Annotated in this window: 20 protein-coding genes; 11 read left to right on the top strand and 9 right to left on the bottom strand. The window is 41.9% G+C overall.

What is annotated here, in order from left to right; translation table 11 throughout:
• The first annotated feature begins 93 nt into the window (after positions 1-93).
• Both yedE and yedF read left to right on the top strand, forming a co-directional pair.
• Positions 94-1308, top strand: coding sequence for a selenium metabolism membrane protein YedE/FdhT (gene yedE / locus PROVRUST_RS15410; RefSeq protein WP_006815803.1), 1215 nt, complete (start codon positions 94-96; stop codon positions 1306-1308).
• Complete coding sequence (gene yedF / locus PROVRUST_RS15405; RefSeq protein ID WP_006815802.1) at positions 1305-1544, top strand: sulfurtransferase-like selenium metabolism protein YedF; 240 nt, start codon at positions 1305-1307, stop codon at positions 1542-1544. The genes yedE and yedF overlap by 4 nt, the downstream gene beginning before the upstream one ends.
• Before the next feature lie 204 nt (positions 1545-1748).
• On the opposite strand, the gene PROVRUST_RS15400 is transcribed toward yedF, so the two are convergent.
• Together PROVRUST_RS15400 and rdgC are read right to left on the bottom strand one after the other, a co-directional pair.
• Positions 1749-2258 (bottom strand): GNAT family N-acetyltransferase, encoded by a 510-nt coding sequence (locus PROVRUST_RS15400; RefSeq protein ID WP_006815801.1) that lies wholly within the window; start codon positions 2256-2258, stop codon positions 1749-1751.
• Positions 2259-2489: 231 nt separating this feature from the next.
• Positions 2490-3395 carry a recombination-associated protein RdgC gene (rdgC, locus tag PROVRUST_RS15395; RefSeq protein WP_006815800.1) on the bottom strand — a complete coding sequence of 302 codons (906 nt, stop codon included), beginning with the start codon at positions 3393-3395 and terminating at the stop codon, positions 2490-2492.
• Between the two features lie 176 nt (positions 3396-3571).
• Here rdgC and mak point away from each other — a divergent pair, with 176 nt between their 5' ends.
• Positions 3572-4468 (top strand): fructokinase, encoded by an 897-nt coding sequence (mak, locus tag PROVRUST_RS15390; RefSeq protein WP_006815799.1) that lies wholly within the window; start codon positions 3572-3574, stop codon positions 4466-4468.
• A gap of 717 nt (positions 4469-5185) precedes the next feature.
• A complete protein-coding gene (locus tag PROVRUST_RS15385; RefSeq protein ID WP_039855612.1) occupies positions 5186-7138 on the top strand; it encodes a bifunctional 2',3'-cyclic-nucleotide 2'-phosphodiesterase/3'-nucleotidase in 1953 nt (650 codons plus the stop codon).
• 236 nt (positions 7139-7374) lie between these two features.
• On the opposite strand, the gene PROVRUST_RS15380 is transcribed toward PROVRUST_RS15385, so the two are convergent.
• The 4 genes from PROVRUST_RS15380 to sbcD form a co-directional block, all read right to left on the bottom strand.
• Positions 7375-7674 carry a hypothetical protein gene (locus PROVRUST_RS15380; protein WP_006815797.1) on the bottom strand — a complete coding sequence of 100 codons (300 nt, stop codon included), beginning with the start codon at positions 7672-7674 and terminating at the stop codon, positions 7375-7377.
• Positions 7675-8120: 446 nt separating this feature from the next.
• A complete protein-coding gene (locus PROVRUST_RS15375) occupies positions 8121-8720 on the bottom strand; it encodes a nitroreductase family protein (protein WP_006815796.1) in 600 nt (199 codons plus the stop codon).
• Between the two features lie 190 nt (positions 8721-8910).
• Positions 8911-12594, bottom strand: coding sequence for an AAA family ATPase (locus tag PROVRUST_RS15370; protein WP_006815795.1), 3684 nt, complete (start codon positions 12592-12594; stop codon positions 8911-8913).
• A gap of 2 nt (positions 12595-12596) precedes the next feature.
• On the bottom strand, positions 12597-13811 hold the full coding sequence (gene sbcD / locus PROVRUST_RS15365; RefSeq protein ID WP_006815794.1) for an exonuclease subunit SbcD: 1215 nt from the start codon (positions 13809-13811) through the stop codon (positions 12597-12599).
• A gap of 302 nt (positions 13812-14113) precedes the next feature.
• Between sbcD and phoB the strand changes: the two genes are divergently transcribed.
• The 3 genes from phoB to brnQ all read left to right on the top strand — a co-directional run bounded on the left by phoB (position 14114) and on the right by brnQ (position 17961).
• Complete coding sequence (gene phoB, locus PROVRUST_RS15360) at positions 14114-14803, top strand: phosphate regulon transcriptional regulator PhoB (RefSeq protein WP_006815793.1); 690 nt, start codon at positions 14114-14116, stop codon at positions 14801-14803.
• Positions 14804-14826: 23 nt separating this feature from the next.
• Entirely contained in the window at positions 14827-16140 is a 1314-nt protein-coding gene (gene phoR, locus PROVRUST_RS15355) for a phosphate regulon sensor histidine kinase PhoR (RefSeq protein ID WP_006815792.1), read from the top strand.
• A 492-nt stretch (positions 16141-16632) separates the two neighbouring features.
• Positions 16633-17961, top strand: a complete 1329-nt coding sequence (gene brnQ / locus PROVRUST_RS15350; protein ID WP_006815791.1) for a branched-chain amino acid transport system II carrier protein — start codon at positions 16633-16635, stop codon at positions 17959-17961.
• Between the two features lie 72 nt (positions 17962-18033).
• Here brnQ and ggt read toward each other — a convergent pair whose 3' ends face one another.
• The 3 genes from ggt to PROVRUST_RS15335 all read right to left on the bottom strand — a co-directional run bounded on the left by ggt (position 18034) and on the right by PROVRUST_RS15335 (position 21454).
• Positions 18034-19800: a gamma-glutamyltransferase gene (gene ggt, locus PROVRUST_RS15345; protein ID WP_006815790.1), complete on the bottom strand. Its 1767-nt coding sequence runs from the start codon at positions 19798-19800 to the stop codon at positions 18034-18036.
• 233 nt (positions 19801-20033) lie between these two features.
• Complete coding sequence (locus tag PROVRUST_RS15340) at positions 20034-20636, bottom strand: peroxiredoxin C (RefSeq protein ID WP_006815789.1); 603 nt, start codon at positions 20634-20636, stop codon at positions 20034-20036.
• A gap of 206 nt (positions 20637-20842) precedes the next feature.
• Positions 20843-21454 (bottom strand): acyl carrier protein phosphodiesterase, encoded by a 612-nt coding sequence (locus tag PROVRUST_RS15335; RefSeq protein WP_006815788.1) that lies wholly within the window; start codon positions 21452-21454, stop codon positions 20843-20845.
• Between the two features lie 164 nt (positions 21455-21618).
• Here PROVRUST_RS15335 and queA point away from each other — a divergent pair, with 164 nt between their 5' ends.
• The 4 genes from queA to secD all read left to right on the top strand — a co-directional run bounded on the left by queA (position 21619) and on the right by secD (position 26329).
• The gene (gene queA, locus PROVRUST_RS15330) at positions 21619-22695 is read left to right on the top strand and encodes a tRNA preQ1(34) S-adenosylmethionine ribosyltransferase-isomerase QueA (protein ID WP_006815787.1); all 1077 of its coding nucleotides are present in this window, start codon (positions 21619-21621) and stop codon (positions 22693-22695) included.
• A gap of 82 nt (positions 22696-22777) precedes the next feature.
• Positions 22778-23905 carry a tRNA guanosine(34) transglycosylase Tgt gene (tgt, locus tag PROVRUST_RS15325; RefSeq protein ID WP_006815786.1) on the top strand — a complete coding sequence of 376 codons (1128 nt, stop codon included), beginning with the start codon at positions 22778-22780 and terminating at the stop codon, positions 23903-23905.
• A gap of 216 nt (positions 23906-24121) precedes the next feature.
• A complete protein-coding gene (gene yajC, locus PROVRUST_RS15320; protein ID WP_006815785.1) occupies positions 24122-24454 on the top strand; it encodes a preprotein translocase subunit YajC in 333 nt (110 codons plus the stop codon).
• A gap of 27 nt (positions 24455-24481) precedes the next feature.
• A complete protein-coding gene (secD, locus tag PROVRUST_RS15315; protein WP_071599562.1) occupies positions 24482-26329 on the top strand; it encodes a protein translocase subunit SecD in 1848 nt (615 codons plus the stop codon).
• Positions 26330-26337 lie beyond the last annotated feature (8 nt).

Genomic DNA, 26337 nt, shown 5'->3' with positions numbered 1-26337 from the left:
ATGCCCCTCTTCGCTGTGGGGCATTTTAAAAACACATCATACAACGGCGAAATTCTTTGCCAGGTGCTGGCTTGAATAAATCTGGAAGTAACAATGACTTGGTCTGAGTTTAAATCTCACTATCTCATCGGTTTTTGGAAACCGTTACCTGCCGTGATCGCAGCAGGGATTTTATCGACTTATTATTTTGGGTTAACAGGGACATTTTGGGCTGTAACAGGGGAGTTTACTCGCTGGGGTGGGCACATCATGCAATTATTTGGTGCTCATCCTGAAGAATGGGGATACTTCAAAATTATCGGTTTTGAAGGAAGTCCACTCGACAGAATTGATGGTGTAATGATTCTGGGTATGTTTGCGGGTTGCTTCGCGGCTGCGTTATGGGCAAATAATGTCAAAGTTAGAATGCCACAACATCGAATCCGTATTTTCCAAGCCATTCTTGGCGGAATTATTGCTGGCTTTGGTGCACGCTTAGCAATGGGATGTAATTTAGCGGCATTCTTTACTGGGATCCCTCAGTTTTCTCTGCATGCATGGTTTTTTGCAGTGGCAACGGCAGTTGGTTCATACTTCGGTGCTAAATTCACCCTGATGCCAATGTTTCGTATTCCTGTAAAATTGAAAAAAGTCTCTACTGCATCCCCGTTGACACAAAATCCAAATACAGCGAAAAAGCGCTTCAAACTAGGAATGGCTATTTTTGCTGCCGCGATGGCATGGGGCTTCTATACATTGCTAGACTCTCCAGTGATGGGGTTTGCTATCCTTTGCGGCATCGGTTTTGGGTTATTGATTGAACGAGCACAAATCTGTTTTACTTCGGCATTCCGTGACCTGTGGATCACCGGGCGCACTCATATGGCGAAAGCGATTATTATCGGTATGGCAGTCAGTGCGATTGGGATTTTCAGTTATGTGCAATTGGGCGCTACGCCAAAAATCCTATGGGCAGGTCCTAACGCCATCATTGGTGGTTTACTGTTTGGTTTCGGGATTGTACTCGCTGGTGGCTGTGAAACGGGCTGGATGTATCGTGCAGTAGAAGGCCAAGTTCATTACTGGTGGGTCGGTTTCGGTAATATCATTGGTGCCACTATCCTTGCGTATTATTGGGATGATTTAGGCCCATGGTTAGCGACAGATTTTGATAAGGTCAACCTTCTGGAAACCTTCGGACCTCAAGGTGGCTTGATCGTGACTTATGTTTTATTAGCTATCGCATTTATTTTGATGTTGTTATGGGAAAAACATTTCTTCCGTAAACGTAATCAAAAACTTGCGAGTGCATCAATGGAGGCCGCATGAGCCAAAAAGAGATAGTACCTGATTATCGATTGGATATGGTGGGTGAACCTTGCCCGTACCCTGCTGTGGCGACGTTAGAAGCGATGCCTTCGTTAAAGCCGGGAGAAATATTAGAGGTGGTCAGCGATTGTCCTCAATCGATTAATAATATTCCGTTGGATGCTAAAAACTATGGTTATAAAGTGTTGGATATTCAACAGGATGGTCCGACAATTCGTTATTTAATTCAAAAATAACAAATACGCGTCATATTTTGCACTGTCGCGGTGTTGGCTTCATGCGTTAGCCCTAGTCACATACTTGTGTATGCTCCTAGGGTCTAACTCATTTGCCGCCTTGCGACAGCACAAACTATTTAGCGTATTTCAGTGATACCCTAAAATATTAAAGCTACCTATCAGTCGTGAAATTACAACTGATTGTTATAGGTGATAGTTCGGTTACTCATCCTGCCAGTTCTCAATATCCAGCACCAGCTCACACTCATCATCGATGTAGCCACCCGTAGGGATAAATCCCAACTTCTGATAAAATTCAAACGGGCTTTCTTCGCCTTCTCCACAACTATTATATAGGCGCGGGTAACCTTTCTTTTTTAAATAGCGGATAACTTGAATTAAGGCTTCACGCCCAAAACCTAATTTTTGATAAGGCTCAGCGATCATAAAGCGCCATAGCATGATCCCATTGTATTCAAGTTCATCATCATCTAAACCAGAATGCAGCATAATGAATCCAACAGGGACATCATCTGCATAAATGCCTCGATACCAAGCGCAATCTGAGAACTGGGCTTCAACCATGGAGTAGGCATTATCTGCCACCATGCTACGCTGGGCTTCGCTCAGTGTATGGCTAAGTAAACAAATTTCGGAAAAATTTTCTGCGGTAACCTTTTGCAAGGAGACTAGAGAACTTTCATCCACTTCCGGCTCGATGAACTCTTTCATAACAATTCCTTCGCTCGAATATTGACCAATAACTCCATAAAGGGAGTGCGCTATTATTTTTTTATTGAATAAATGAAAATTGCTGCTGATTTGTTACGTGAATGTAATTTAATCAACCAGAGATTCGATTGCCAGTCAATGACTTCATTACGGCTATGCAAGCAGGGTCTAAAAAGAAGTGGCAACTTGCAAAAATGCACGCTGCCATCGAGAGATAGGGGGGATTAAAAATTACTGTTCGGCTTCGCCACCCAATACATCAATCAAACGGGCGATTAAAGCACTCAGTTCACCCGTCATTAAGATATAGTCGGCATCAAATTTTTGGGCAAAATCTTCTTTAGGGATATCTTCATTTTTATCTTTTAATGTATCGCTGAATTTCAATTTTTTTAGCGAGCCATCATCGGATAACATAAATTGGATCCGTTCTTCCCAATCTAATGCGAGCTTGGTGACTAATTTACCGGCTTCGATATGTGTCGCAATTTCATCTGAGATCAAATCTTGTTTCTTACAGCGAATGATCCCACCTTCTTCTAGAATGGCTTTTAATTCAGCTTCATCCATTACTGCAAAACCTTGCGGTAATGATCCGGAGCGAACCCATTCAGTTAAAGTTAACTCAATAGGATCTTTAAAGGTCAATGGGACGACGGGCAGGGAGCCTAAACTTTTACGCAGTAAGGCCAAATTATCTTCAGCTCGTTTGGCACTCGCAGCTTCGACAATAATTAATTGGTTAACCGTATCAATCCAAATGTAGGTTTTACTGAACTTACTAAAAGCGCGCGGAAGAAGGTCATGAACCACTTCATCCTTTAACGAATCTTTTTCAGTCTTTTTCAGTTTGCGAGCTTGGTCGGCTTCCAGTTTTTCAATTTTATCTTGTAATGCTTGCTTAATCACTGGCGATGGCAGCATTTTATCTTCTTTTTTTGCACAAATAAGAATCTGATTATTGGCTGCATGGGTGAGTGCATCGCCTCCACGCATAGGTGGAACCCAGCCTGTTTTCATCATGTCCTGGCTTCCACATGGGGTATAAGCCAGCGGCGCAAGTTGTCTTTCCAGATCATCCGCGGAGAGTGCCAAGTCCCGATTCAGGCGATAGACCAATATATTCTTGAACCACATGAAAAACCTACCTTTGTCATTGAAAACATGTTTTGCAAGGGGGCTATGATAGCGAATTGTCGGTTATTAAGCGAAAAAAAATGCCTGTAACTTCATGGTGTTTTACTTTCTACCAAGGGAGCCTAATAATGTAGTGAGGTAATTAAATTTAAAATAGGTAATAAGCGAGTGCCATTATGAGAATTGGTATTGACTTAGGCGGTACAAAAATTGAAGTCATTGCGTTGGATGACGATGGGCAGATCTTATTTCGTCAGCGTATTGCAACGCCTCGTGGTGATTACGAAGCGACGCTGGAGGCGATTCAAGGCTTAGTGGGCGCAGCAGAGGCTGCGACAGGGCAAACAGGAAGCGTTGGGGTGGGTATTCCGGGAACCTTATCGCCAGTCACGGGGAAAGTTAAAAATGCTAACTCTACTTGGTTAAATGGCCAACCCTTTGATATCGACTTAAGCCAGCGTTTAGGGCGCCCAGTTAAAATGGCGAATGATGCAAATTGCCTTGCGGTGTCTGAAGCGGTGGATGGCGCAGGGGCTGGCGCTAAAGTAGTTTTTGCGGTGATCATTGGCACGGGATGCGGTGCGGGAATTGCGATTAATGGGCAAGTGCATTCTGGTGGCAATGGGGTTGCTGGCGAATGGGGGCATAATCCCTTACCTTGGCAAGATGACCAAGACCGGTTATTTCTCGCTGGCGAAACGTGTTATTGCGGGTTAACAGGCTGTACTGAACAATTTGTCTCAGGCACAGGGTTTATGGCGGATTATAAAAAACTCGCGGGCGAATCAAAAACAGGTGAAGAAATCATTCAGTTAGCCCAAGAAGGCAACAAGCATGCCATAAAAGCATTTGAACATTATCAAGACCGCCTAGCCAAAGCGCTAGCTCAAGCCGTGAACATGCTAGACCCAGATGTGATTGTACTAGGTGGAGGCATGAGTAACGTGGATGAACTGTATCAAAATCTACCAGAAAAAATTAGCAGATGGGTGTTTGGAAGAGAGTTTGATACGCCAATCTGTAAGGCGGAGCATGGGGATTCGAGTGGGGTGAGGGGGGCTGCCTGGCTCTAATTAATGCTCGTCATACTTCACGCCGTAGCTGTGTTGGCTACGTTCACTAACCCTAGTCACATACTTGTGTATGCTCCTAGGGTCTAGCGTCATTTACCGCCTAATAATGCTCGTCATACTTCACGCCGTAGCTGTGTTGGCTACGTTCACTAACCCTAGTCACATACTTGTGTATGCTCCTAGGGATTAGTTTCACTTGCCGCCTTGCTACAGCGCGAATTATTTAGAGCTTGTAAATAGGCAGTAGGTAAAAAATAATCTCAAATCTCAAATCTCAAATCTCAAATCTCAAATCTCAAATCTCAAATCTCAAATCTCAAATCTCAAGCTTTCTCAATCAACTGCTCGATGAAATAGAAAAAATCATTCTAAAAATAACTTAAAAGTTGCTTAGTTGATCAAGTGGAATATGAAATAGGTTCTGGTGAGTTATTTTGTGAATAGATTATTTTGTCGATAACTCAAATAATGAAGGGGGATATTTGAAGATAAATCTATTTTTGTGAGCCATATAAAACTCAGGATTCATAAAAAGACTAAAACCGTGATTTAGTCACAGAAAATGGTTACTGTTTGCAATGTATTATCATTAAAACTTGATATCTAACACACAGTAACCTGTTTTATTTCAATTGCAGTTGGAATTTTAGCCAACAGCCAATAAATGAATCTGGGATTTTCGAGAGGCATTCTCTCAAAAGGCAGCTAAGGGGATTTATCGTGAAAAAGGTTTTACAACTCTCATCTCTGGCATTGCTGGTGGCATTCAATGTCAATGCAGCAACCGTCGACCTACGTGTAATGGAAACATCCGATGTTCACAGTAACCTGATTGACTTCGATTACTATAAAGACAAGCCAACAGAACAATTCGGTCTTGTACGCACGGCAACACTGATTAAAGCAGCTAAAAATGAAGCCACCAACGCGATTTTGGTTGATAACGGTGACTTAATTCAAGGTAGCCCACTGGCGGATTACATGGCAAATAAAGGCTTAAAAGAGGGCGAATCTCATCCCGCTCATAGCCTGATGAACACCATGGGTTACACGGTCGGTAACTTTGGTAATCATGAATTTAACTTCGGATTAGATTACTTAAAACAAGCCATTGCAGGGGCTAAGTTCCCATACGTTAATGCCAATATCGTGGATGCTAAGACGGGTAAAAATTACTTCAATCCATACATTATTGTGGATACCCCAGTTAAAGACCGAGATGGCAAAACCCAGACTATCAAAGTGGGCTACATTGGTTTTGTACCACCACAAATCATGATTTGGGATAAACCTAACTTAGAAGGCAAAGTGAAGGTCAATGACATCACTGAAACTGCGAAGAAATTTGTTCCACAAATGAAGAAAGAGGGCGCTGATATTATTGTCGCGATCCCACATTCTGGTTTCTCTCAAGAGCCATACAAAGCGATGGCAGAAAACTCAGTTTATTATCTCAGTGAAGTTCCGGGTATCAACGCAATCATGTTTGGCCACTCCCATGGTGTGTTTCCAAGCAAAGAGTTCGCGGATATCAAAGGTGTCGATGTTGCTAAAGGAACCGTGAATGGTATTCCTGCTGTCATGCCGGGACAATGGGGAGACCACTTAGGGGTTGTTGATTTAGTTGTGAATAACGACAGCGGCAACTGGAAAGTGGTTGAAGCACAAGCTCATGCTCGCCCAGTCTATGATAAAGCCAATAAAAAGGCGCTGGTGGAGCGTGATGAAAGTCTGGTCAAAATTATTGAACAGCAACACCAAGGAACTCGAGATTTTGTCGGGCAGTTGATCGGTAAAGCATCTGAAAATATGTATAGCTATTTGGCATTGGTGCAAAGTGACCCTACCGTACAGATCGTCAATGATGCACAAATGGATTATACCCGTAACTTTATCCAAGGTGACCCTGATCTGGCAGATTTACCAGTATTAGCTGCGGCTGCACCGTTCAAAGCGGGTGGACGCAAAAATGCTCCGGCTGAATTTGTGGAAGTCGAAAAAGGGGATTTAACTTTCCGTAATGCGGCAGATCTCTATCTATATCCAAATACATTAGTGGTTGTTAAAGCAACCGGAGCCGATGTGGTTGAATGGTTAGAATGCTCTGCGGGAATGTTCAATCAGATTGATGCTCAGTCTACAGCGCCACAAAGCTTAATTAATTGGGATGGTTTTAGAACGTATAACTTTGACACAATTAGTGGTGTAAATTATCAAATTGACCTGACTCAGCCAGCGAAATATGACACTGATTGCCAAGTGGTTAATAAAGATGCTAACCGTATTAAACAGGTTACATACCAAGGCAAGCCGATTGATCCAAAAGCAACGTTCTTGATCGCAACCAATAACTACCGTGGTTACGGTGGTAAATTTGCCGGAACAGGCGATAGCCATATTGCGTTCGCTTCCCCAGATGAAAACCGTTCAATCTTAGCGGCTTATATTGCGAAAGTATCGAAAGAGAAAGGTGAAGTAGTCTCTAAAGCTGATAACAATTGGTCATTTACACCAATTAAAACAGATAAAAAATTAGATGTTCGTTTTGAAACTTCGCCAAGCGAGAAAGCTGCCGAATTTATTAAACAACATGCTCAGTATCCAATGAAGCAAGTCGCTACCGATGATATTGGTTTTGCTATTTACCAAGTTGATTTAACTGAGAAATAATTTAAGCAGTAAAAGTAAGTCTCTAAGCCTGTCTGAATGTCAGGCTTTTTTTTCATATGAATGTTTTGCGGATGACATTTATATGAAAAAAATAATTTAAGGGAGTAATGGATGTTTATTGACCATTTAATGTGCCAATAAAATAGACTTTAGATGTTAAATAGAGCTCGAGGAGCTAAAGCAATGGAATAATATCGACTCCTCGAGCATACAGACTTATTTTCTCGGTAGTTAAATTATTCATAACGCACGTTCAACATTGGTAATTTACTGGATTTGTCATATTCGACTTTGACATACTCAGATTCAACTTGTTGCCCATTTTTTAATGAACCCGAAGCGGAAACTGTTTTGCCGTTACGATAACACTCAACATTAACATTCGTTTTCTCTGAGACATTAACTTGGCATTGCGGTTCATAAACATAACCACTAAATGAAACTGCTCCTCCTGACGACTGGCTTGTATTATTGGCGAAAGAACAGCTGGAAATGAATATTGCAACAACAGTTGTTAATAAAGATAAACGTTTCATAGTCCACCCCCTTTATAACACTGACCCACCATCCAATGGTATTTTGTGCTCTCATTTTTAGTGTAGTTCAAATATCGATGATGCAAAAAGAAAATTTTAATCTATACGTAAATACTAGTATTTTTAGAATATAACATATTGATATCAATCAAATTAAAGTTTGGTTTTTATTTCATGCTATTGATTAACAAATTTAATTGTTATAAATAAATGACCAAAATATAAAATATAAATATTATTTTTGAATAGGGTTGGTTAATTTTTATTAATATATTCTATGGCAGATTTAAATGTAGATATATTCCTAATAGGTTGGAATTTTATATTGTTAATAAATTAATGATAATATGGTTTGGTGAATAGGATTATATGACAGGGAAATGACGGAAAATAAAAAAGGTTTCTGCGAATGCAGAAACCTTTAAGTAAAAATCTTTCAGGATAATTTATTTAAAAACTTTGAAACGAACATCATCGTCCATAAAGTCTTTATCACCAGCAGGCTGTTCAATTGAACCAAATACCATTTGAGCACGTAAAATCCAATTAGCTGGAATATTCCACTCTTTTTGGACTTGATTATCAATTAATGGGTTATAGTGCTGCAGTGATGCTCCCACATTTTCCTGGGATAAAGTCGTCCATACTGCCAGTTGCGCCATACCGCTCGCTTGTTCTGACCAGATAGGGAAATTATCTGCATACAGTGGGAATTGTTCTTGTAAGCCAGTTACAACATTTTCATCTTCAAAGAATAAAACGGTACCTGCACCGGCGATAAAACTATTAATTTTTTGCTCAGTTCCAGCAAAAGCCGCTTCTGGTACGATAGCGCGTAAAGCTTCTTTGGTGATATCCCACAGTTTTTTATGTTCTGCGCCAAATAACACGACAATACGTGAAGTTTGTGAGTTAAATGCGGATGGAGAATGTTTGACGGCTTCTTTAATCAGTTCAGCGACTTTCTCTTCTGAAATTGGTAATTTATCGCCTAAGTTGTAAATAGTGCGACGATTTTTAATCATTTCGATAAATGCATTAGACATTTTTGTCCCCTTGCTTTTGTGTAGAGCACGGCAATTTATTGAATAACTTCAGAAGCCGTAACTTGTTTTGTTGTTAACAACTATAGCGCTATCAATTCGAAATCATAGAAAAAAAATTTAACCTATATATTCAAATTTTTGCAATAAGCACTAAAAAATCAATTAATTCATAATGATATGCTATTTTTTGTCAATTAATACGATATTGACTAGGAAGCTCACTAACACCAAGACCATTGGTTTTTTTTACGAGAATTTGAACGGGTATACGCTCTTTCATGGCTTCCACATGGCTGATGACACCAATCGTTTTTCCCGATGCATTAAGGCTTTCTAAAGCATCAAGGGCAATGTCTAAAGTCTCAGCATCTAAAGTGCCAAAACCTTCATCTAAGAAGAGGGATTCTAGTTGGGTTCGATTACTAACCATATCAGACAGCGCAAGGGCTAGGGCTAAACTTACCAAGAAGCTCTCTCCCCCAGATAACGTCTTTATATCGCGTACACTATCAGCTTGCCAACTGTCGATCACTTGCAGTTCAAGGTTCGCTAAGTGACTACGTTGGAGTAGGTATCGACCATGTAATTTATCGAGTTGTTGATTTGCCAATGAGACTAAACAATCGAGAGTAAGCCCTTGAGCATAACGGCGGAATTTATCCCCCTCAGCAGACCCAATTAAACTGTTTAAATAACTCCAATCATCGTAACTTAATTGGCTCTGTTCAATTTTATTCAATAACTCTCGTTGCTGATGGCGCTGTTGTTTATCCGCATCTAATTGACTGATTAGCCGTCCTTGCTGCTGATTTATCTCTTTAATTTCTATATCTAATTGGTGCAATGCCTGCTGAATTTGTTCCAATGATAATTCAGAGAAATCACTAAGTTGTTGTTGTTCATGGTTAGTGATTGCTAACTGACATTCTTTATAACGCGTTTCGCTCTGCAGTAATTGCTGGGAAACTTGTTGTTTTAATTGCTCCAACTGCATTTTTTCTTCTGCTGGGAGCAAAGCTCTAAGAAATTGTTCCTGAGTATCGAATGGGCTACTGGCCAGTGATTCAGAGAATTGATTTTGTACTTGCTCATATCGATGGGTTAACTGTTTAACGAGTTCGTTAAGTTCTTTCAAGCTACCTTGTAAGGCTGCCATGCTCTTCTCAACATGGCTGATTTGTTGAGTTAGTCCCTCTATAGCAAGGGAGAGCTGAGTTTGTTTTTCCTGCATTTGGGTGACAAACGCATTCACTGTCTGCCCTTCCAATAAAGTACGGCGTCGAGCCTGCTGCTGTTCCAATTGTTGGCTTAGCTGTTGTAATTGCTGTAAATCTAAAGTGATTTTTTGCTCCAACTGACTTTTGTGGACGGTTTCAACGGTGAGAGCCGCAGTATTGACGTCAATTTTTTGAGTGAGTTGCTGAGCTATCATTTTTTGTGATTCGTAGCGTTTCGCACGCTCTTCAATATCCATAAACCAAGGCTCGAACTGCTCTTGGGTTGGTCGTGCTAACTTGAAGGGCGCGAGGGACGCTTCTAATTGTTGAACTTGCTGTTCATAACGCTGTTGTAGGGTTTGGTGCTCTACTTGGTTTTCAGTTAGCTGTTGTCGTTGATGTTTTAAACGTTCATCCAGTAAGGCTAACTCAGCTTGCTGTTGCTTGGCTTGAGTTTGCTGCTCATGCAATTGGTTTTTGGCATCTTGGTATTGGCGCTCTAATTGGGCAAATTCATTGAGCATAGCTTGCTGGCTTGTTAGCTGGTTTTGTAATTCTGTTTGTAGCTGCTCAACAGCGAGTAATTCTTTGGCTAATTCAGGTGTAAGTGCTTGCTCACAGATCTGCTGCCATTGTAGGTCGAGTGCACTTAATTGTTCAGTTAATTGCGAGCTTTGCTGGAGATTCTCTTGCTGGCGCTGTTTTTCGGCTTGTAGAGATGCTTGTAGCTCAATAACATGCTTTTTTTCAGACTCAATTTGGTTAGCCAGTGCTTTTAATTGCTGCTGAGTTTGATTGACGGTTATCCCTTGATATTCATGTACGGCAGGATGCTCCAACGAGCCGCATAATGGGCAAGGGGTGCCTGCTAATAATTGTTGGCGCTCTTGCTCTAAGCTAACAATTTTTTGCTCAAGCTGTAATTTCTGCTCTAAAATTTGTAATTGTGGTTGTAACTGAATGACACGTTCTTGGACGGTTGTACTTTGTTTTTCTAGCTGAGTAATGGTTTCAATTAATTGATTTTGTTGATGTTGTAGTTTCTGTAATTGCTGTTTTTTATCGGCGTGCTGGGTGATCAGCATCGGAAGTAAGCGAGCATGTTGTAAGCGAGTTTGTAGCTGAGAAATGGCAAGGTTGGTTGCGGCAATATCTAGCTTAGCTTGGTTTTCTTGGAAATGTTTTTCGAGCTGAGCAAAAAGATGTGTTTGTTGCTCAAGCGCTTGTTGAGTTTTCAAAAAAACAGATGATTTTTGTTGCTGGTCAAGTTGTATAACACTCTGTTCTTTTGTGATAATTCCCTGTTTTTTTATGTTTTTCTGTAGAAGCTCTTCCAGTTCATAAATGAATTTTCCTTGTTGTTGCCAGCTTCCTAGATGAGAGCTTATTTGTGCATCTTGCTGATGCTCCAGTAGAAAGTTATTTGTTGAGGATAATTCACGACTGAATTGTGCAATTTGGTTCGTGGTATTGTCGACTAACAGCTGTTTTTGTTGATAGTCAGATTGCAATTTATGGAGGTGCTCAGTGAGTTCATTTTTTTGCAGACTAAGTTGAGTGAGTTGGTTATCTAATGGGCGAACTTCATTATCGATCACAGAAGTCATTTTTTTTACCCACTCAATATGTTGAGTATGGTTCAGCTGAGCTTGTGTGAGTTGAATTAGCAGCGGTTCGTGCCGTTTTTGCTCTGTTTCTAATGCATGAGCCAGTTGTTGCTGTTTTTGTGTCTGTTCTTCAAGTGAATGTTGAAGATTTTGGACTTCTTGCCATAGTGGGCGCAGTGATTCTGCTGGAGTGCTTGCGGCTAATTTCTGTAAACTTGGTTCTGCCGCTTGGTATTGCTGCTGAGCCTGTTGAAGTTCAGATTGTAGACGTTGTAAATTCAGCGAAAGCTGCTGATGCTGCTGATACCACGTTAGCGCTTGCTGATGATGGTTTTTATTCTGACTGATTACGCGCTCTTGATCGGCTAATTGTTGCTGTTTTTCAACAATATCTTGGTGCTCCGATTCGGTTAGCAAATTTATACTACTGGCTTGTGCGCGTAGTAGGTCGAGATCAGTTTTGGCTTGTTTGTGTTGGTTATAAATATAAACCGAAATCTGGCTATAAATTTCAGTTCCTGTAATTTCTTCAAGCAGATCGGCGCGTTCTTTTTCTGACGCATTCAAAAAGGCGGCAAAATCCCCTTGGGATAGTAAGATTGATTTCGTGAATCGACCAAAGTCCAATCCGGTTATTTGGGCTATTTTTTCACGGACTTCGCTAATTTTTTCTGCAAGAATTTTACCATCAACAACGGTAGCCAATTCGGCTTTTGGTGGTTGCAGTTTACCATCTGCTTTATTGCCTGCTCGTCTTTGACTCCAAAAGGCGCGATAAGCAATACCTTTAACTTCAAATTCGACCTCAGCTAAACAGTCACCAGTATGGCGAGTCATTAATTCGTTTTGCCCAATGGATATTTGACCTAAACGTGGAGTTTGGTGATATAGGGCAAGACAAATAGCATCTAAGAGAGATGTTTTCCCTGCGCCGGTTGCGCCAGTAATGGCAAACAAGCCATGACTCGCAAATGGTTCTTCGGTGAAATCAATTTTCCATTCGCCTTTCAGGGAGTTAATATTTTTTAAACGTAAACTTAATATTTTCATTTTTATTCTCCCTGTCCAGAACGCAGTATGGCATAGGACTGTTTGAATAGTTGTAGCAAACGTTGCTCTAATTCTTTGTCTTCTAAAGACTCTTGTGCTAAGCGGCGAGAAAAAACTTCTTCGGCAGTCAGCTCGCTTAGTGCTTCATTTGATTTTGTATTACTTTGCTCTTGAAGGAGCCTTCGAGCTCGGCGCAGGCGAACGACTTCCACAGAAAGTGGTTGGGTGATTTCTTCTATGCGCTGCTGAATATCCCCCAAATAGTCTTGAGGTGCGACTTCAATATCTAACCATACTGGTTGGTCACTAACTTGTTCTTTTAGTGCGTCAAGTTGTTGCTCAAGCTCTTTTAATGAGCCCTTTAAGCTTTGAAGCGGTTGTAAAACCGGGATAGGCAGTAGAGTGACATCGACAAAACGGTGACCATCAAATTCAACTAAACAAACACTTTTTTGCTGTTGTGCTTCATCAAAACTTAATGCAATTGGTGAGCCGCTATAACGAATATGCGGTTGCCCACCAATCACTTGGGAGCGATGAATATGCCCTAGTGCAATATAGTCAGCGGGAGGGAATGCGCCTGAAGGAAAAGCATCCAGCGTACCGATATAAATATCGCGGACAGAATCAGTAAGAGCAGCTCCCACGACGGTTAAGTGCCCTGTGGCAATAATTGGGATATCTAATCCGAGGGATTTACGCAGCTCAACAGCACGTTGGTAGCAATGTTGGTAATAATCATGAATTGCAGTTTGTAGTGAAAGTTGTTTTTCTTCGCTGGTTTGCCCTGCAACACTGGTTTGAATATCCCTAGGACGTAAAAAAGGGATGGCGCAAACTAGCCCTGTGGGTTGGCCATGTTGGCCTTTCAACGTAATGATGTGGGGTTCGCCACCTGAAGTAATGACATGGGTATTAAGGTAGCGTAATAATTCACTCGACTCATTTAGCACGGAAACTGAATCATGGTTACCGCTCAATATCACGAGTTGGCAACCTGTCTGCTGTAAATCAACGATAAATTTATTATATAGCTCACGGGCGTAACTTGGTGGCGCGCCAGTATCGAATATATCCCCTGCAACAATCAGTGCATCGACGTGGTGTAATGTTATTTGCTTAATCAACCAATTCAAAAAGTGTTGGTGTTCTGCCGCTCGGCTTTTGGTGAAAAAGTATTGTCCGAGGTGCCAGTCCGAAGTGTGGATGATACGCATGAGCTGTCATTTCCTATGATTATTACACTTTTTACTATACTAAGATGCAATGTGTTTATTGGAGAACAGTATACCCTATAGGGATAATATGATGACAAAGTCCGATAAAATAGTTGCGAAGCGCTTCGCAACGAAGGCAGGAATGTGTCACTGTAGAGGGGGTTTATGTTGCACTTAAATGACATTTAGTTGTTAATCTAGCGATGGATCTGAGTTTTGCATTGAGGCATTCATATTTCTGTCACAAAACTGACGCATAATGCGTTCACATTAAAAATCTCTTCTTATTTACAGGAACAATCATGGCAAGACGCATTCTAGTTGTTGAAGATGAGGCGCCCATCCGAGAAATGGTTTGTTTTGTATTAGAACAGAACGGTTTCCAACCGACAGAAGCCGATGATTATGATTCTGCAATCGCACAGTTAGTCGATCCTTTACCTGATTTAGTCCTTCTAGATTGGATGATCCCTGGAGGTTCTGGGATTCAAGTTATCAAACACATGAAACGCGATAGTGCGACGCGTGATGTTCCTGTCATGATGCTCACTGCGCGTGGCGAAGAAGAAGACCGCGTAAAAGGGCTTGAGGTGGGAGCCGATGACTACCTTATTAAACCTTTCTCACCAAAAGAATTAATTGCTCGGGTGAAAGCTATCTTGCGTCGCATTTCGCCAATGGCAACGGAAGATATTATTGAAATGAACGGGTTAGTGTTAGACCCCACTTCTCACCGAGTCACAAGCAATGAAACTCCCATTGATATGGGACCCACTGAATATAAATTACTCCATTTCTTTATGACGCATCCTGAACGAGTTTATAGCCGTGAACAGCTACTTAATAATGTATGGGGCGCAAATGTTTATGTTGAGGATAGAACGGTGGATGTGCATATTCGTCGTTTAAGAAAGGCACTTGAGCAGGAAGGGCATGATAAAATGATACAGACGGTACGTGGTACAGGCTATCGCTTCTCTGTTCGTTATTGAGAAACCATTAGGGAGAAACATGGGTGCTTGAACGCTTATCAATAAAACAGCTGGTTTGGGGGCTGTTTTTATTTATTTTACCCGCATTAATATTGTCTATTTTTATCGGTCATCTTTCATGGCTGCTGGTGATTTCATTGCTGGCTGCTTTATTATGGCACGGTTATAACCTCTTAAAATTATCTGACTGGCTATGGCTTGATAGAAGTATGCTTCCACCAGAAGGGAAAGGCGGATGGGAGCCTATATTCTACGGTATTTATCAGATGCAGCAGCGTAACCGTAAGCGTCGCCGTGAACTTGGGCAATTGATTAAACGCTTTCGAAGTGGGGCTGAATCACTTCCCGATGCTGTCGTGATGATGACGACGGAGGGAAGTATTTTCTGGTGTAATCGGCATGCTCAGCAACTTCTGGGTTTTCGTTGGCCTGAGGATAATGGACAACATATCTTCAATTTACTGCGTTACCCAGATTTCAGTCGTTACTTTACTGTCAAACAGTATGAACAAGCGTTGACCATCGAATTGAACAGTGGGGAAATTGTTGAGTTTCGTATTTTACCTTACACCAGTGGACAGTTATTAATGGTTGCTAGGGATGTGACTGAAAAGCGCCGGCTGGAAAAAGCGCGTAGAGATTTCTTTGCTAACGTCAGCCATGAGTTACGTACGCCACTGACCGTTATCCAAGGGTATCTTGAAGTCATGGATGATCAAGACGGAATTTCACCAATCAATAAAAAAGCGCTCACGGTGATGCAAGAGCAAACCCATCGAATGGATAACTTGGTGAAGCAGCTGTTGCAACTATCGCGTATTGAAGTTGCACCACATATCAATCTCGATGAAGAGATTAATATGCCGGTGATCCTCAAAATGATTGAGCAGGAAGCGATTAGCTTAAGCCAAGGGCGCCACGAGTTTGAATTTAATATTGATGAAAAACTACGGGTGTATGGTAATGAAGAACAGCTACGCAGCGCCGTAGCAAACCTTGTGTATAACGCAGTGAATCACACTCCAGAAGGCACTAAAATTAAGGTGACTTGGCAGAGAAACAGCAGTGGTGCACGGTTTAGCGTGAGTGATAATGGTTCAGGGATCCCTGCAGAGCATTTACCTCGATTAACTGAACGATTCTATCGCGTCGATAAGGCTCGCTCTCGTCAAGGCGGAGGTGGTACAGGGTTAGGCCTTGCAATTGTCAAACATGCCGTTCAGCACCATAGCAGTCAATTATCGGTGACGAGCCAATTAGGCAAAGGAAGTGAATTCGCATTTACCCTACCGAATGTATTTATTGTTACTGATAAAAAGTTGATAGAGAAAAAATAAGATAAAAACAAACCTTGGTAATTAAATCATATAATTACCAAGGTTTTTTATCTTGTTGCTCGTCTAAAATTGGCGTAAAAATTAACGGTTACACTATATTTTTGTTTTAATCCTGCAATTTTCTTCATCTTATCCTGCTAGTTTTCATCTTAAGTGACTAAATAATGTTTTATTGTTTAATTTTTAAGCTGAATATATAGTGGATATTGCAATTTTACTGATAGTAATCACTGGTTCTTAAATTTAGTTTGGTTGTTTGTTCTTGTTTTAAGGTTTGCTATTGCCTTTTTCCCCTATAAAAGTTTTACTTGTCGCCAGTTATTGGCGATTTTTACTGTTTTTTGATGTTTAGTATTGCAAAGCTAACTAAGACATGCATTTTATATTGTTAATGCCATGTTAATCAGAACTCTATTTCGTCATATATGTTTCAATAGGTTATTCTTGAAATACCCTATTTTGTCTCCGTAAATTACTAAAAATTAACATATTATGGCTCATCGTTTATCATCCAGAGATATTATTGCTTTAGGTCTTATGACCTTTGCATTGTTTGTTGGTGCTGGAAATATCATTTTCCCACCAATGGTTGGCTTACAAGCAGGGGATCAAGTGTGGACTGCGGCACTGGGTTTCCTTGTTACTGGGGTCGGTCTTCCCGTTCTTACTGTTGTTGCTCTCGCTAAAGTTGGCGGTGGTATTGAAGCCCTCAGCACGCCGGTTGGTAAAGTGGCTGGGCTTTTATTAGCTATCGTTGCGTATTTATCTGTTGGTCCACTATTTGCGACACCTAGGACGGCAACTGTTTCCTATAAAGTCGGTATTGCTCCATTGCTGGGTGGCGAATCAGAAATTTCGCTACTTATTTATAGTGCGATTTATTTCGTTTTAGTGGTCGGAATTTCTCTGTATCCAGGCAAATTATTGGATAGTGTTGGGCATATTCTTGCACCGGTTAAAATTTTAGCGCTGGCGGTATTAGGTATTGCTGCTGTCATGTGGCCTGCCGGTGAGCCGATTATGGCGACTCAGGCATACCAAGAGATGGCATTCTCCAATGGCTTTATTAATGGTTATCTGACAATGGATACCTTGGGAGCCATGGTATTTGGTATCGTCATTGTTAACGCCGCCCGTTCCCGAGGAATTGAAAACTCATCATTACTGACTCGCTATACAATGTGGGCTGGTTTGATTGCTGGTGTATTACTGACCTTAGTTTATCTTTCTCTGTTTAAATTAGGTGAAAATAGCGGCTCGCTGATCCCTAATCCTGCTGATGGCGCAGATATCTTACACGCATATGTCCAATATACATTTGGTGATTATGGAAGCTTCTTCCTTGCGGTATTGATCTTTGTTGCTTGCATGGTAACGGCGGTCGGCTTAACGTGTGCTTGTGCTGAGTTCTTCAGTCGCTATGTATCGATTTCTTATCGTAAATTAGTCTTAATTCTCGGTGTATTCTCCATGGTTATTTCGAACCTTGGATTAAGCAAATTAATTGCGTTTTCATTACCTGTACTTGTTTCGATTTATCCACCTTGTATTGTGCTGATTTTAATGAGCTTTACATTGAGATGGTGGCGTAATCCGACGGTTGTCATTGCTCCAACAATGTTGACGAGTTTTGTGGTTGGCTTGATTGGTGCAGTGAAAGCAACTGAGAGTTTGAAAGCGTATATTCCTGATTGGATGACTTCAATTCCACTGTATGAGCAAGATTTAGCATGGTTGTTACCATCGCTGGTAGTGCTAGTGATTGCCGCCTTGTGCGATAGATTGATAGCCCCATCTTCTGAGCAGCATAAGCATGCTTAATATTTTGTGAGTGCTCAATGAAATGCCAGCTGGCGATAAATCAGCTGGCATTTTCGCTATTACGGTAGCAAACTAATTCACACCAACAGCGCTGCCCGCAGGGCGACGAACATCATTGGAACCGTAGATAAATCCTTCACGAACCTTACCTGAGACCGCAGAGTCATTACCTGACGATTTAGCGCTGACGCCTGCACCATCTGGAATACCAATCATAATCAGCTCTGCTGCACCCCATGGGGTCTGCTCTACCATTTTGTAACCCATCTTATCTAATAGGGCTAATGAGTCTTTAGAAACGCCTCGCTGCTCATAATAAACCTCATCAGGTAGCCATTGATGATGAATTCGTGGCGCATTGACGGCTTCTTGAGGTGGCATACCATGGTCAATAATATTCAAGGCAGTTTGTAGTGTAATGGAAATAATCCGTGAACCACCCGGAGAACCAAGCACCAAGAATACTTTTCCATCTTTAGTCACAATTGTCGGGCTCATCGATGATAGTGGGCGCTTACCGGGGGCGATTGAGTTACGCTCTCCTTGAACTAACCCATACATATTCTTCTCCCCCACTTTAGTGGTGAAATCATCCATTTCATCATTGAGGAAAAAGCCTGTTCCAGGAGGGATGACGACAGAGCCAAAACGACCATTTATGGTATAAGTCGTGGAAACGGCATTGCCTTTATCATCAACGACAGAATAGTGGGTGGTTTCTGGTTTTTCGTGGGGCCCCATACCGGGTTGGACTTGAGTGGATGGCGTCGCTTTATTTGGAACAATCTCTTTGCGCAGATCAGCGGCGTACTGCTTGCTGAGCAATTTGTCCGTTGGATTATTAACGAATGCTGGGTCACCCAAGAAGGTATTTCTATCCATATAGGCGTGGCGCATGGCTTCCGTCAAAGTGTGAATATATTCGGCGGAGTTAAAGCCCATTTCTTTCAGATCGTAACCTTCTAAGATATTTAATGTTTCACAGATAGTCACTCCGCCAGAGCTTGGTGGTGGAGCCGAAATAAATTTATAGCCGCGATAAGTGCAGCTCACAGGTGTAGTATCCGTAATGGTGTAGTGAGCGAAGTCTTGGGCCGTGAGGATACCGCCATTTTTCTTAGAAGCCTCTTCGACAATTTTGGGGATCTCTCCCTCATAGAAAGCGACGGGGCCATTATTTGCTATCTTTTCTAATGTGTTAGCCAAATCAGTTTGTACAAGACGATCTCCAGGTTGGTAAGCACTCCCATCTGGTTTTAAGAAAATACGTGCGACTTCTGGATCTTGTTTGAATCGTTCGGTTGTTGTATCCAAAACATCGGTATCAGCCCGAGTTAGGATAAAACCGTCTCTTGCTAGCTTAATGGCGGGTTTCATGACCTGCTGACGATCCATTGTTCCGTATTTTTCCAATGCGTAATCTAAGCCTTTCACTGTTCCGGGAACCCCAGAGGCTAGATAGCCATACAAGCTAGCATCTTTAATTAACTGACCATTTTTGTCCAAATACATATCGGCACTAGCGGCTTTTGGTGCAGTTTCTCGGAAATTAATAAAAATATCTTTTCCGTCAGCCAAGTGGAGGGTCATAAAACCACCGCCACCAATATTGCCACAGCAAGGGTTGACGACAGCTTGGGCATAACCCACAGCAACGGCAGCATCGATGGCATTTCCTCCAGCTTTGAGAATATCTGCGCCCACTTGTGAAGCGAGATGTTGAGATGAAACGACCATTCCTTTTTGAGCTTCTACTGCGGGTTCAGAGGCCGCGTACAATTGTGTGGAAACCAATAAGGACAGCAGTAATACAGAAGGACTCCATGATTTTTTTATCATTCGTATCTCCCGATTGTGAAAAAGGATATTGGGCTAATTATGATATACAGCTAATTAATGAATTGTTAATTATTTGTATCAAATATGTATATCATGATTTATTCAAGAGACTGAGGGATAAGAGTGAAAAGTGTTAACAAGGTAGAAAAAAATTTGAGATAGGGTGTGGGGCTTATGGGGTGAAAAACAAAAATGCCGGCATAAAGCCGGCACTTAAAACTGACTGGATTGAATTACAGACCAGTTGCGTTTTTAGTCAGGAATGCTGCAACGCCTTTTGGAGATGCATTCATGCCTTCTTTACCTTTTTCCCACTGAGCTGGGCAAACATCACCGTGCTCTTCGTGGAATTGCAGCGCATCAACCATACGCAGCATTTCGTCGATGTTACGGCCTAATGGCAGGTCGTTAACCACTTGGTGACGAACAACACCGTTTTTATCAACTAAGAAAGAACCGCGCAGAGCAACGCCTGCTTCTGGGTGCTCGATGCCGTAAGCTTTCATGATTTCACGTTTGATATCAGCAACCATCGGATATTTAACTTCACCGATACCGCCGTTATCAACTGGCGTTTTACGCCATGCGTTATGAACAAATTCAGAGTCAAAAGAAACACCAACAATTTCTACGCCGCGTTTTTTGAATTCTTCATAGCGATGGTCGAATGCAATCAGCTCTGAAGGACAAACAAAAGTGAAGTCCATTGGCCAGAAAAAGATCACAGCTGGACGACCATTCAGGTGGCTTTTCAGGTTGAAGTTATCAACAATTTCACCATTACCAAGAACAGCAGCAGCAGTAAAGTCAGGGGCTTGACGTGTTACCAGAACCATAATTTACTCCTATGAGTTTTAAGGGTATCTATCTCCGCAATGACCGTAAAGCCTGCGGGAAAATCTCTCCATAGGATAAAGATTTATCTTATGGGAATAAAGGCATTAAAACCGATTAATATGATAGTTTTTACCTATCAATTGTACTCATTTAATAAATTAATATCAATAAGATAGTTTTATTCCATTAAAGTGCAAGTTTTAATTTATTCCGATGCACGTAATGTGAACTCTTGGGCAAAAAATTGTTGCTTAGCATTGTCGATCATCAGTGGATAAAATTGAAAGAAAATGTCTTCAAGTTCCACGTAATTAAGTAAAAAATCATCGAAAGACCCACTTAACGCACTTAGCTTTGGACGTCGCCTTGCCATGCCATTTAAGGATTTCCCTATGTACTCCTTTTCGCCGTAGCGAGTTAGCCATTGTTGTGACCAGAGATACTCATTTAACTCCTGAAATTTTTCAGGGGTATGACATAAATGGGGTTCAATGATTAGCCGGGCAGAATGTAAAAATTCAGGGAGTGAAATATGTGTTTCAATGCGATGCCAATATCGGGAAAGAAAATGATCCCAAACGAGATCTAAGGTAATAGGTGCGACTCGGCGGTATTCTTCTCTAAATAGCGCACGCGCTTGTTTAACCAGCGGGTGGGTATCAGTGATCCTATCCACCGCTCTGTGCATTCGGATCCCCGCCACAATTTCTGGTGAATAGTTCCCAGCAGGATTGCCGCGTACATAGTCAGCCATCATGTTACCCAAAAGTGAACTTTTGGCGAGGTGTGCGAGGTGAAGATGAGCAAGATAATTCATGCGGTTACTATAAACTAAAAAGTTAACAGATACAGCTTGAGCTATTTAATTAAATATTTACCCATTATTGCTGTTTTTTTGAACTAAATGGCGCTTATTTCTTGCGCCAGAGGCAGTGCAGCACTAGACTAGTCGCCTTATTTTTTTAGATTGAAGTCAATACAATGCGTGTATCCGATTTTACTTTTGAATTACCTGAAGAACTTATTGCCCATTATCCTCAAGCAGAGCGTAGCTCATGTCGCTTGCTAAGCCTTGATGGTGCCACGGGGCAGCTCACGCATGGTGTGTTTACCGATATCCTTGAAAAATTGGAGCCGGGTGATTTGCTGGTGTTTAACAACACTCGCGTGATCCCTGCACGACTGTTTGGTCGCAAAGCGAGTGGCGGTAAAATTGAGGTGTTGGTTGAGCGCATGCTGGATGAACACCGAGTTTTAGCCCATGTTCGCGCATCAAAAGCACCCAAAGAGGGCGCAGCTCTGTTGCTTGGTGAAGATGAAAGCGTGAATGCTACAATGGTTGCTCGTCATGGTGCGTTGTTTGAACTGCGTTTTGATGATGCGCGGGATGTGTTAAGCATCCTGAACCAGATTGGACATATGCCGCTGCCACCGTATATTGACCGCCCAGATGAAGAGTCTGATAAAGAGCTTTATCAAACGGTTTATAGTCAACGCCCGGGAGCGGTGGCTGCGCCAACAGCAGGGTTACATTTTGATGAGCCACTGTTAGAAGCGCTACGTCAAAAAGGCATTGAGATGGCTTTCGTGACACTGCATGTTGGCGCAGGAACATTCCAGCCAGTACGTGTGGATTCGATCGAAGACCATATTATGCATTCTGAATACGCTGAAGTTCCTCAAGATGTTGTGGATGCAGTTCTGGCGTGTAAAGCACGCGGAAACCGAGTCATTGCAGTAGGAACGACATCTGTTCGCTCATTAGAAAGTGCGGCCAAAGCCAGTCAAGATGCGCTAATTGCTCCATTTTTCGATGATACTCAGATATTTATTTATCCGGGGTACCAATATCAAGTGGTCGATGCATTGATCACTAATTTCCACTTACCTGAATCCACATTAATTATGTTGGTCTCTGCGTTTGCGGGATATAAAAACACCATGCAAGCCTATCAAGAAGCCGTCGAGCAAAAATACCGTTTCTTTAGTTATGGCGATGCCATGTTTATTACGCCGAATGCTAATGCTCGTTTCGAGTCAATTGGCGAGGCAAATTAATGAGTAAGTTACAGCGAAGCTGTTTGCTTATACCGAGTAACCAATAGCACCAGACTGTTTTTCTGATGCTAGGAGATAAAACGTGAAATATGAATTACAGACAACCGATGGCAATGCTCGTCGTGGTCGCCTGATTTTTGAACGCGGAGTGGTGGAAACCCCTGCATTCATGCCAGTTGGAACTTACGGTACGGTGAAGGGGATGACCCCTGAAGAAGTTAAAGAAACTGGCGCTCAAATCCTGCTGGGTAACACTTTCCACCTGTGGCTACGTCCAGGCCAAGAGATCATGAAATTACACGGTGATTTACATGATTTTATGCAATGGCAGGGACCGATTTTAACGGACTCCGGTGGTTTTCAAGTCTTTAGTCTTGGCGCAATGCGTAAAATTAAAGAAGAAGGTGTCCATTTCCGTAATCCAATTAACGGTGAAAAAATATTCTTAAGTCCTGAAAAATCGATGGAAATTCAGTATGACCTCGGTTCAGATATCGTCATGATATTTGACGAGTGTACGCCATATCCAGCGGATTGGGACTATGCAAAGACATCGATGGAAATGTCTCTTCGTTGGGCTGCGCGTAGCCGCCAGCGCTTTGATGAACTGAATAATAAAAATGCATTATTCGGTATTATTCAAGGCAGTGTTTACGAAGATTTACGTGATATTTCTGTTAAGGGGCTGGTAGAAATCGGCTTTGATGGGTACGCTGTAGGCGGTTTGGCTGTGGGTGAACCTAAAGAAGATATGCATCGTATTTTAGAGCATGTTTGTCCACAAATTCCAGCCGAAAAACCTCGCTATTTAATGGGCGTTGGTAAGCCTGAGGATTTAGTCGAAGGTGTTCGCCGTGGTATCGATATGTTCGACTGTGTTATGCCAACGCGTAATGCTCGTAATGGTCATTTATTTGTGACTAATGGCGTGGTAAAAATTCGTAATGCTAAGTATAAGTCAGATACATCAACCCTTGATGCGGATTGTGACTGCTATACTTGTCGCCATTACAGCCGCGCATATCTACACCATCTTGACCGTTGTAATGAAATTCTGGGTGCGCGCCTCAATACCATTCATAATTTACGTTACTATCAGCGCTTAATGGCCGGTATTCGAGAAGCCATTGAAGCTGGAAATTTTGAACAGTTTGCCTCTGATTTTTACGAGAAGATTGGGAAACCTCAGCCTTCATTAAATAGAGAGTGAATTTAAGTGCGAAGTTAGCCCTTTCTGTGTAGCATATCGGGCTGTATCCTTTGTTCTTTGCACTGTTTTCAAATTATTGGTATCAATAATTTGAATTATTTAGTGTAAATAATAGTTTTTATTTCTAGTTACAGAGCGGTTTGATGTATTTTATGTAACTTGAAGTAGTTAATATGTATGTTTGAAATTGCTTTCAATAACAATGAGGAAAGTTGAATGAGTTTTTTAATTTCTGAAGCTGCGGCATCTGCAGGCGCACCAGCACAAGGTAGCCCATATTCACTGATTATCATGCTGGTTGTTTTCGCACTGATTTTCTATTTCATGATCCTGCGTCCACAACAAAAACGTGCTAAAGACCACCGTAAGCTGATGGAATCCATTGCAAAGGGTGATGAAGTTTTAACCACTGGCGGTTTAATCGGACGTGTAAATAAAGTTTCTGAAACGGGTTATGTTGTTCTTGAACTGAGTGAGAACACTGAAGTAACTATCAAACGTGATTTCGTTGCTGCTGTTTTACCTAAAGGCACAATGAAAGCAATTTAATTCTGAATTTTCCCGAAGGGAACTGCCGTGCTAAACCGTTATCCTTTATGGAAGTATCTGATGTTGATCACTGCGATCCTCGTCGGTTTACTGTATGCACTTCCAAACCTATATGGTGAGGATCCGGCTGTTCAGATCACTGGCGTGCGGGGAACCGCCGCCAATGAACAAACGCTGATCCAAGTCCAAAAAGCTTTAGAAACAGATAAAATTCAAAGCAAATCTGTTGCTCTTGAAAATGGGGCAATTTTAGCCCGTTTCAACAACTCTGATGTTCAGTTGCGTGCGCGTGAAGTTATCATGAATGCGCTGGGCGACCAGTATGTTGTTGCATTAAACCTAGCACCTGCTACGCCTAAATGGCTCGAAGCCCTCGGTGGGGAACCAATGAAACTTGGTCTCGACTTGCGTGGTGGGGTTCACTTCCTGATGGAAGTCGATATGGACACTGCATTAGGTAAATTGCAGGAACAAAACATGGATGGTTTGCGTAATGACTTGCGCCAAGCAGGTATTGCGTACTCTTCTATTCGTAAAGGCAGTGATTATAGCGTTGAAGTTCGCTTCCGTAATGCTGATGATCGCAGCTTAGCTGAGAAAACGCTGGAACGTAAATATCCAGACTTAGTGTTTTCCGATGGCAGCGATAATACCATGATTGCTGTTATGACGGATGAGCGCTTACGTGAAGCTCGTAACTATGCCGTCTCCCAGAACATTACTATCATTCGTAACCGTGTTAACCAATTAGGGGTCGCTGAGCCTCTGGTTCAACGTCAAGGTGCGGATCGTATTGTTGTTGAATTACCGGGTATCCAAGATACTGCTCGTGCAAAAGAAATTTTAGGTGCAACTGCAACATTAGAATTCCGTTTAGTGAATACCAGTGTTGATAGTGCTGCGGCTGAAAGTGGACGAATTCCGGGCGATTCCGAGATTAAATATGACCGTGATGGCACGCCATATGTGCTGTACAAACGTGTTGTATTAACGGGTGACCATATCACTGATTCCACATCGGAAACAGATGAAAATGGCTATCCACAAGTCAGTATCGGTCTTGATAGCCCTGGTGGCTCTATCATGTCTGACTTTACTCGTGACAACCAAGATAAGCTGATGGCAACCCTGTTTGTTGAATATAAAGACAGTGGTAAGAAAGATGCAGCGGGTCGTGCGATTTTAGTCAAAGATGAGAAAGTGATTAACGCTGCACGTATTCAAGCGCGTTTTGGTAGCAAATTCCGTATTACAGGTATTGATAACGCGAATGAAGCTCGTCAGCTTTCATTATTGTTACGTGCCGGTGCGTTAATTGCGCCAATCCAAATTGTTGAAGAGCGTACAATCGGCCCAACTCTCGGTATGCAAAATATCGAACAAGGTCTGAAAGCGTGTATTGCTGGTCTATTAGCATCAATCCTATTTATGATTATTTACTATCGTAAGTTTGGTCTGATTGCGAGTAGCGCACTGATGGCAAACTTGGTGATGATTGTTGGTGTTATGTCCCTATTACCGGGAGCAACATTAACCATGCCGGGTATTGCAGGTATCGTCTTAACCCTTGCGGTTGCCGTCGATGCCAACGTTCTGATAAACGAGCGTATCAAAGAAGAGTTACGCAATGGACGTTCGGTGCAGCAAGCGATCCACGAAGGGTATAAAGGCGCCTTCTCAAGTATTACCGATGCAAACTTAACCACCTTAATCACCGCAATTATTCTCTATGCAGTGGGTACTGGGTCGATTAAAGGCTTTGCAATTACGACAGCGATTGGTGTCGCAACCTCTATGTTTACAGCTATTGTTGGTACGCGTGCAATCGTGAACCTGCTTTACGGCGGTAAACGTATTAACAAGCTGTCAATTTAAGGAGCACG

Source organism: Providencia rustigianii DSM 4541 (assembly GCF_000156395.1).
GTDB lineage: Bacteria > Pseudomonadota > Gammaproteobacteria > Enterobacterales > Enterobacteriaceae > Providencia > Providencia rustigianii.
Note: the sequence above shows the minus strand (reverse complement) of the source record. Positions and strands in the feature narration are given on the sequence as shown.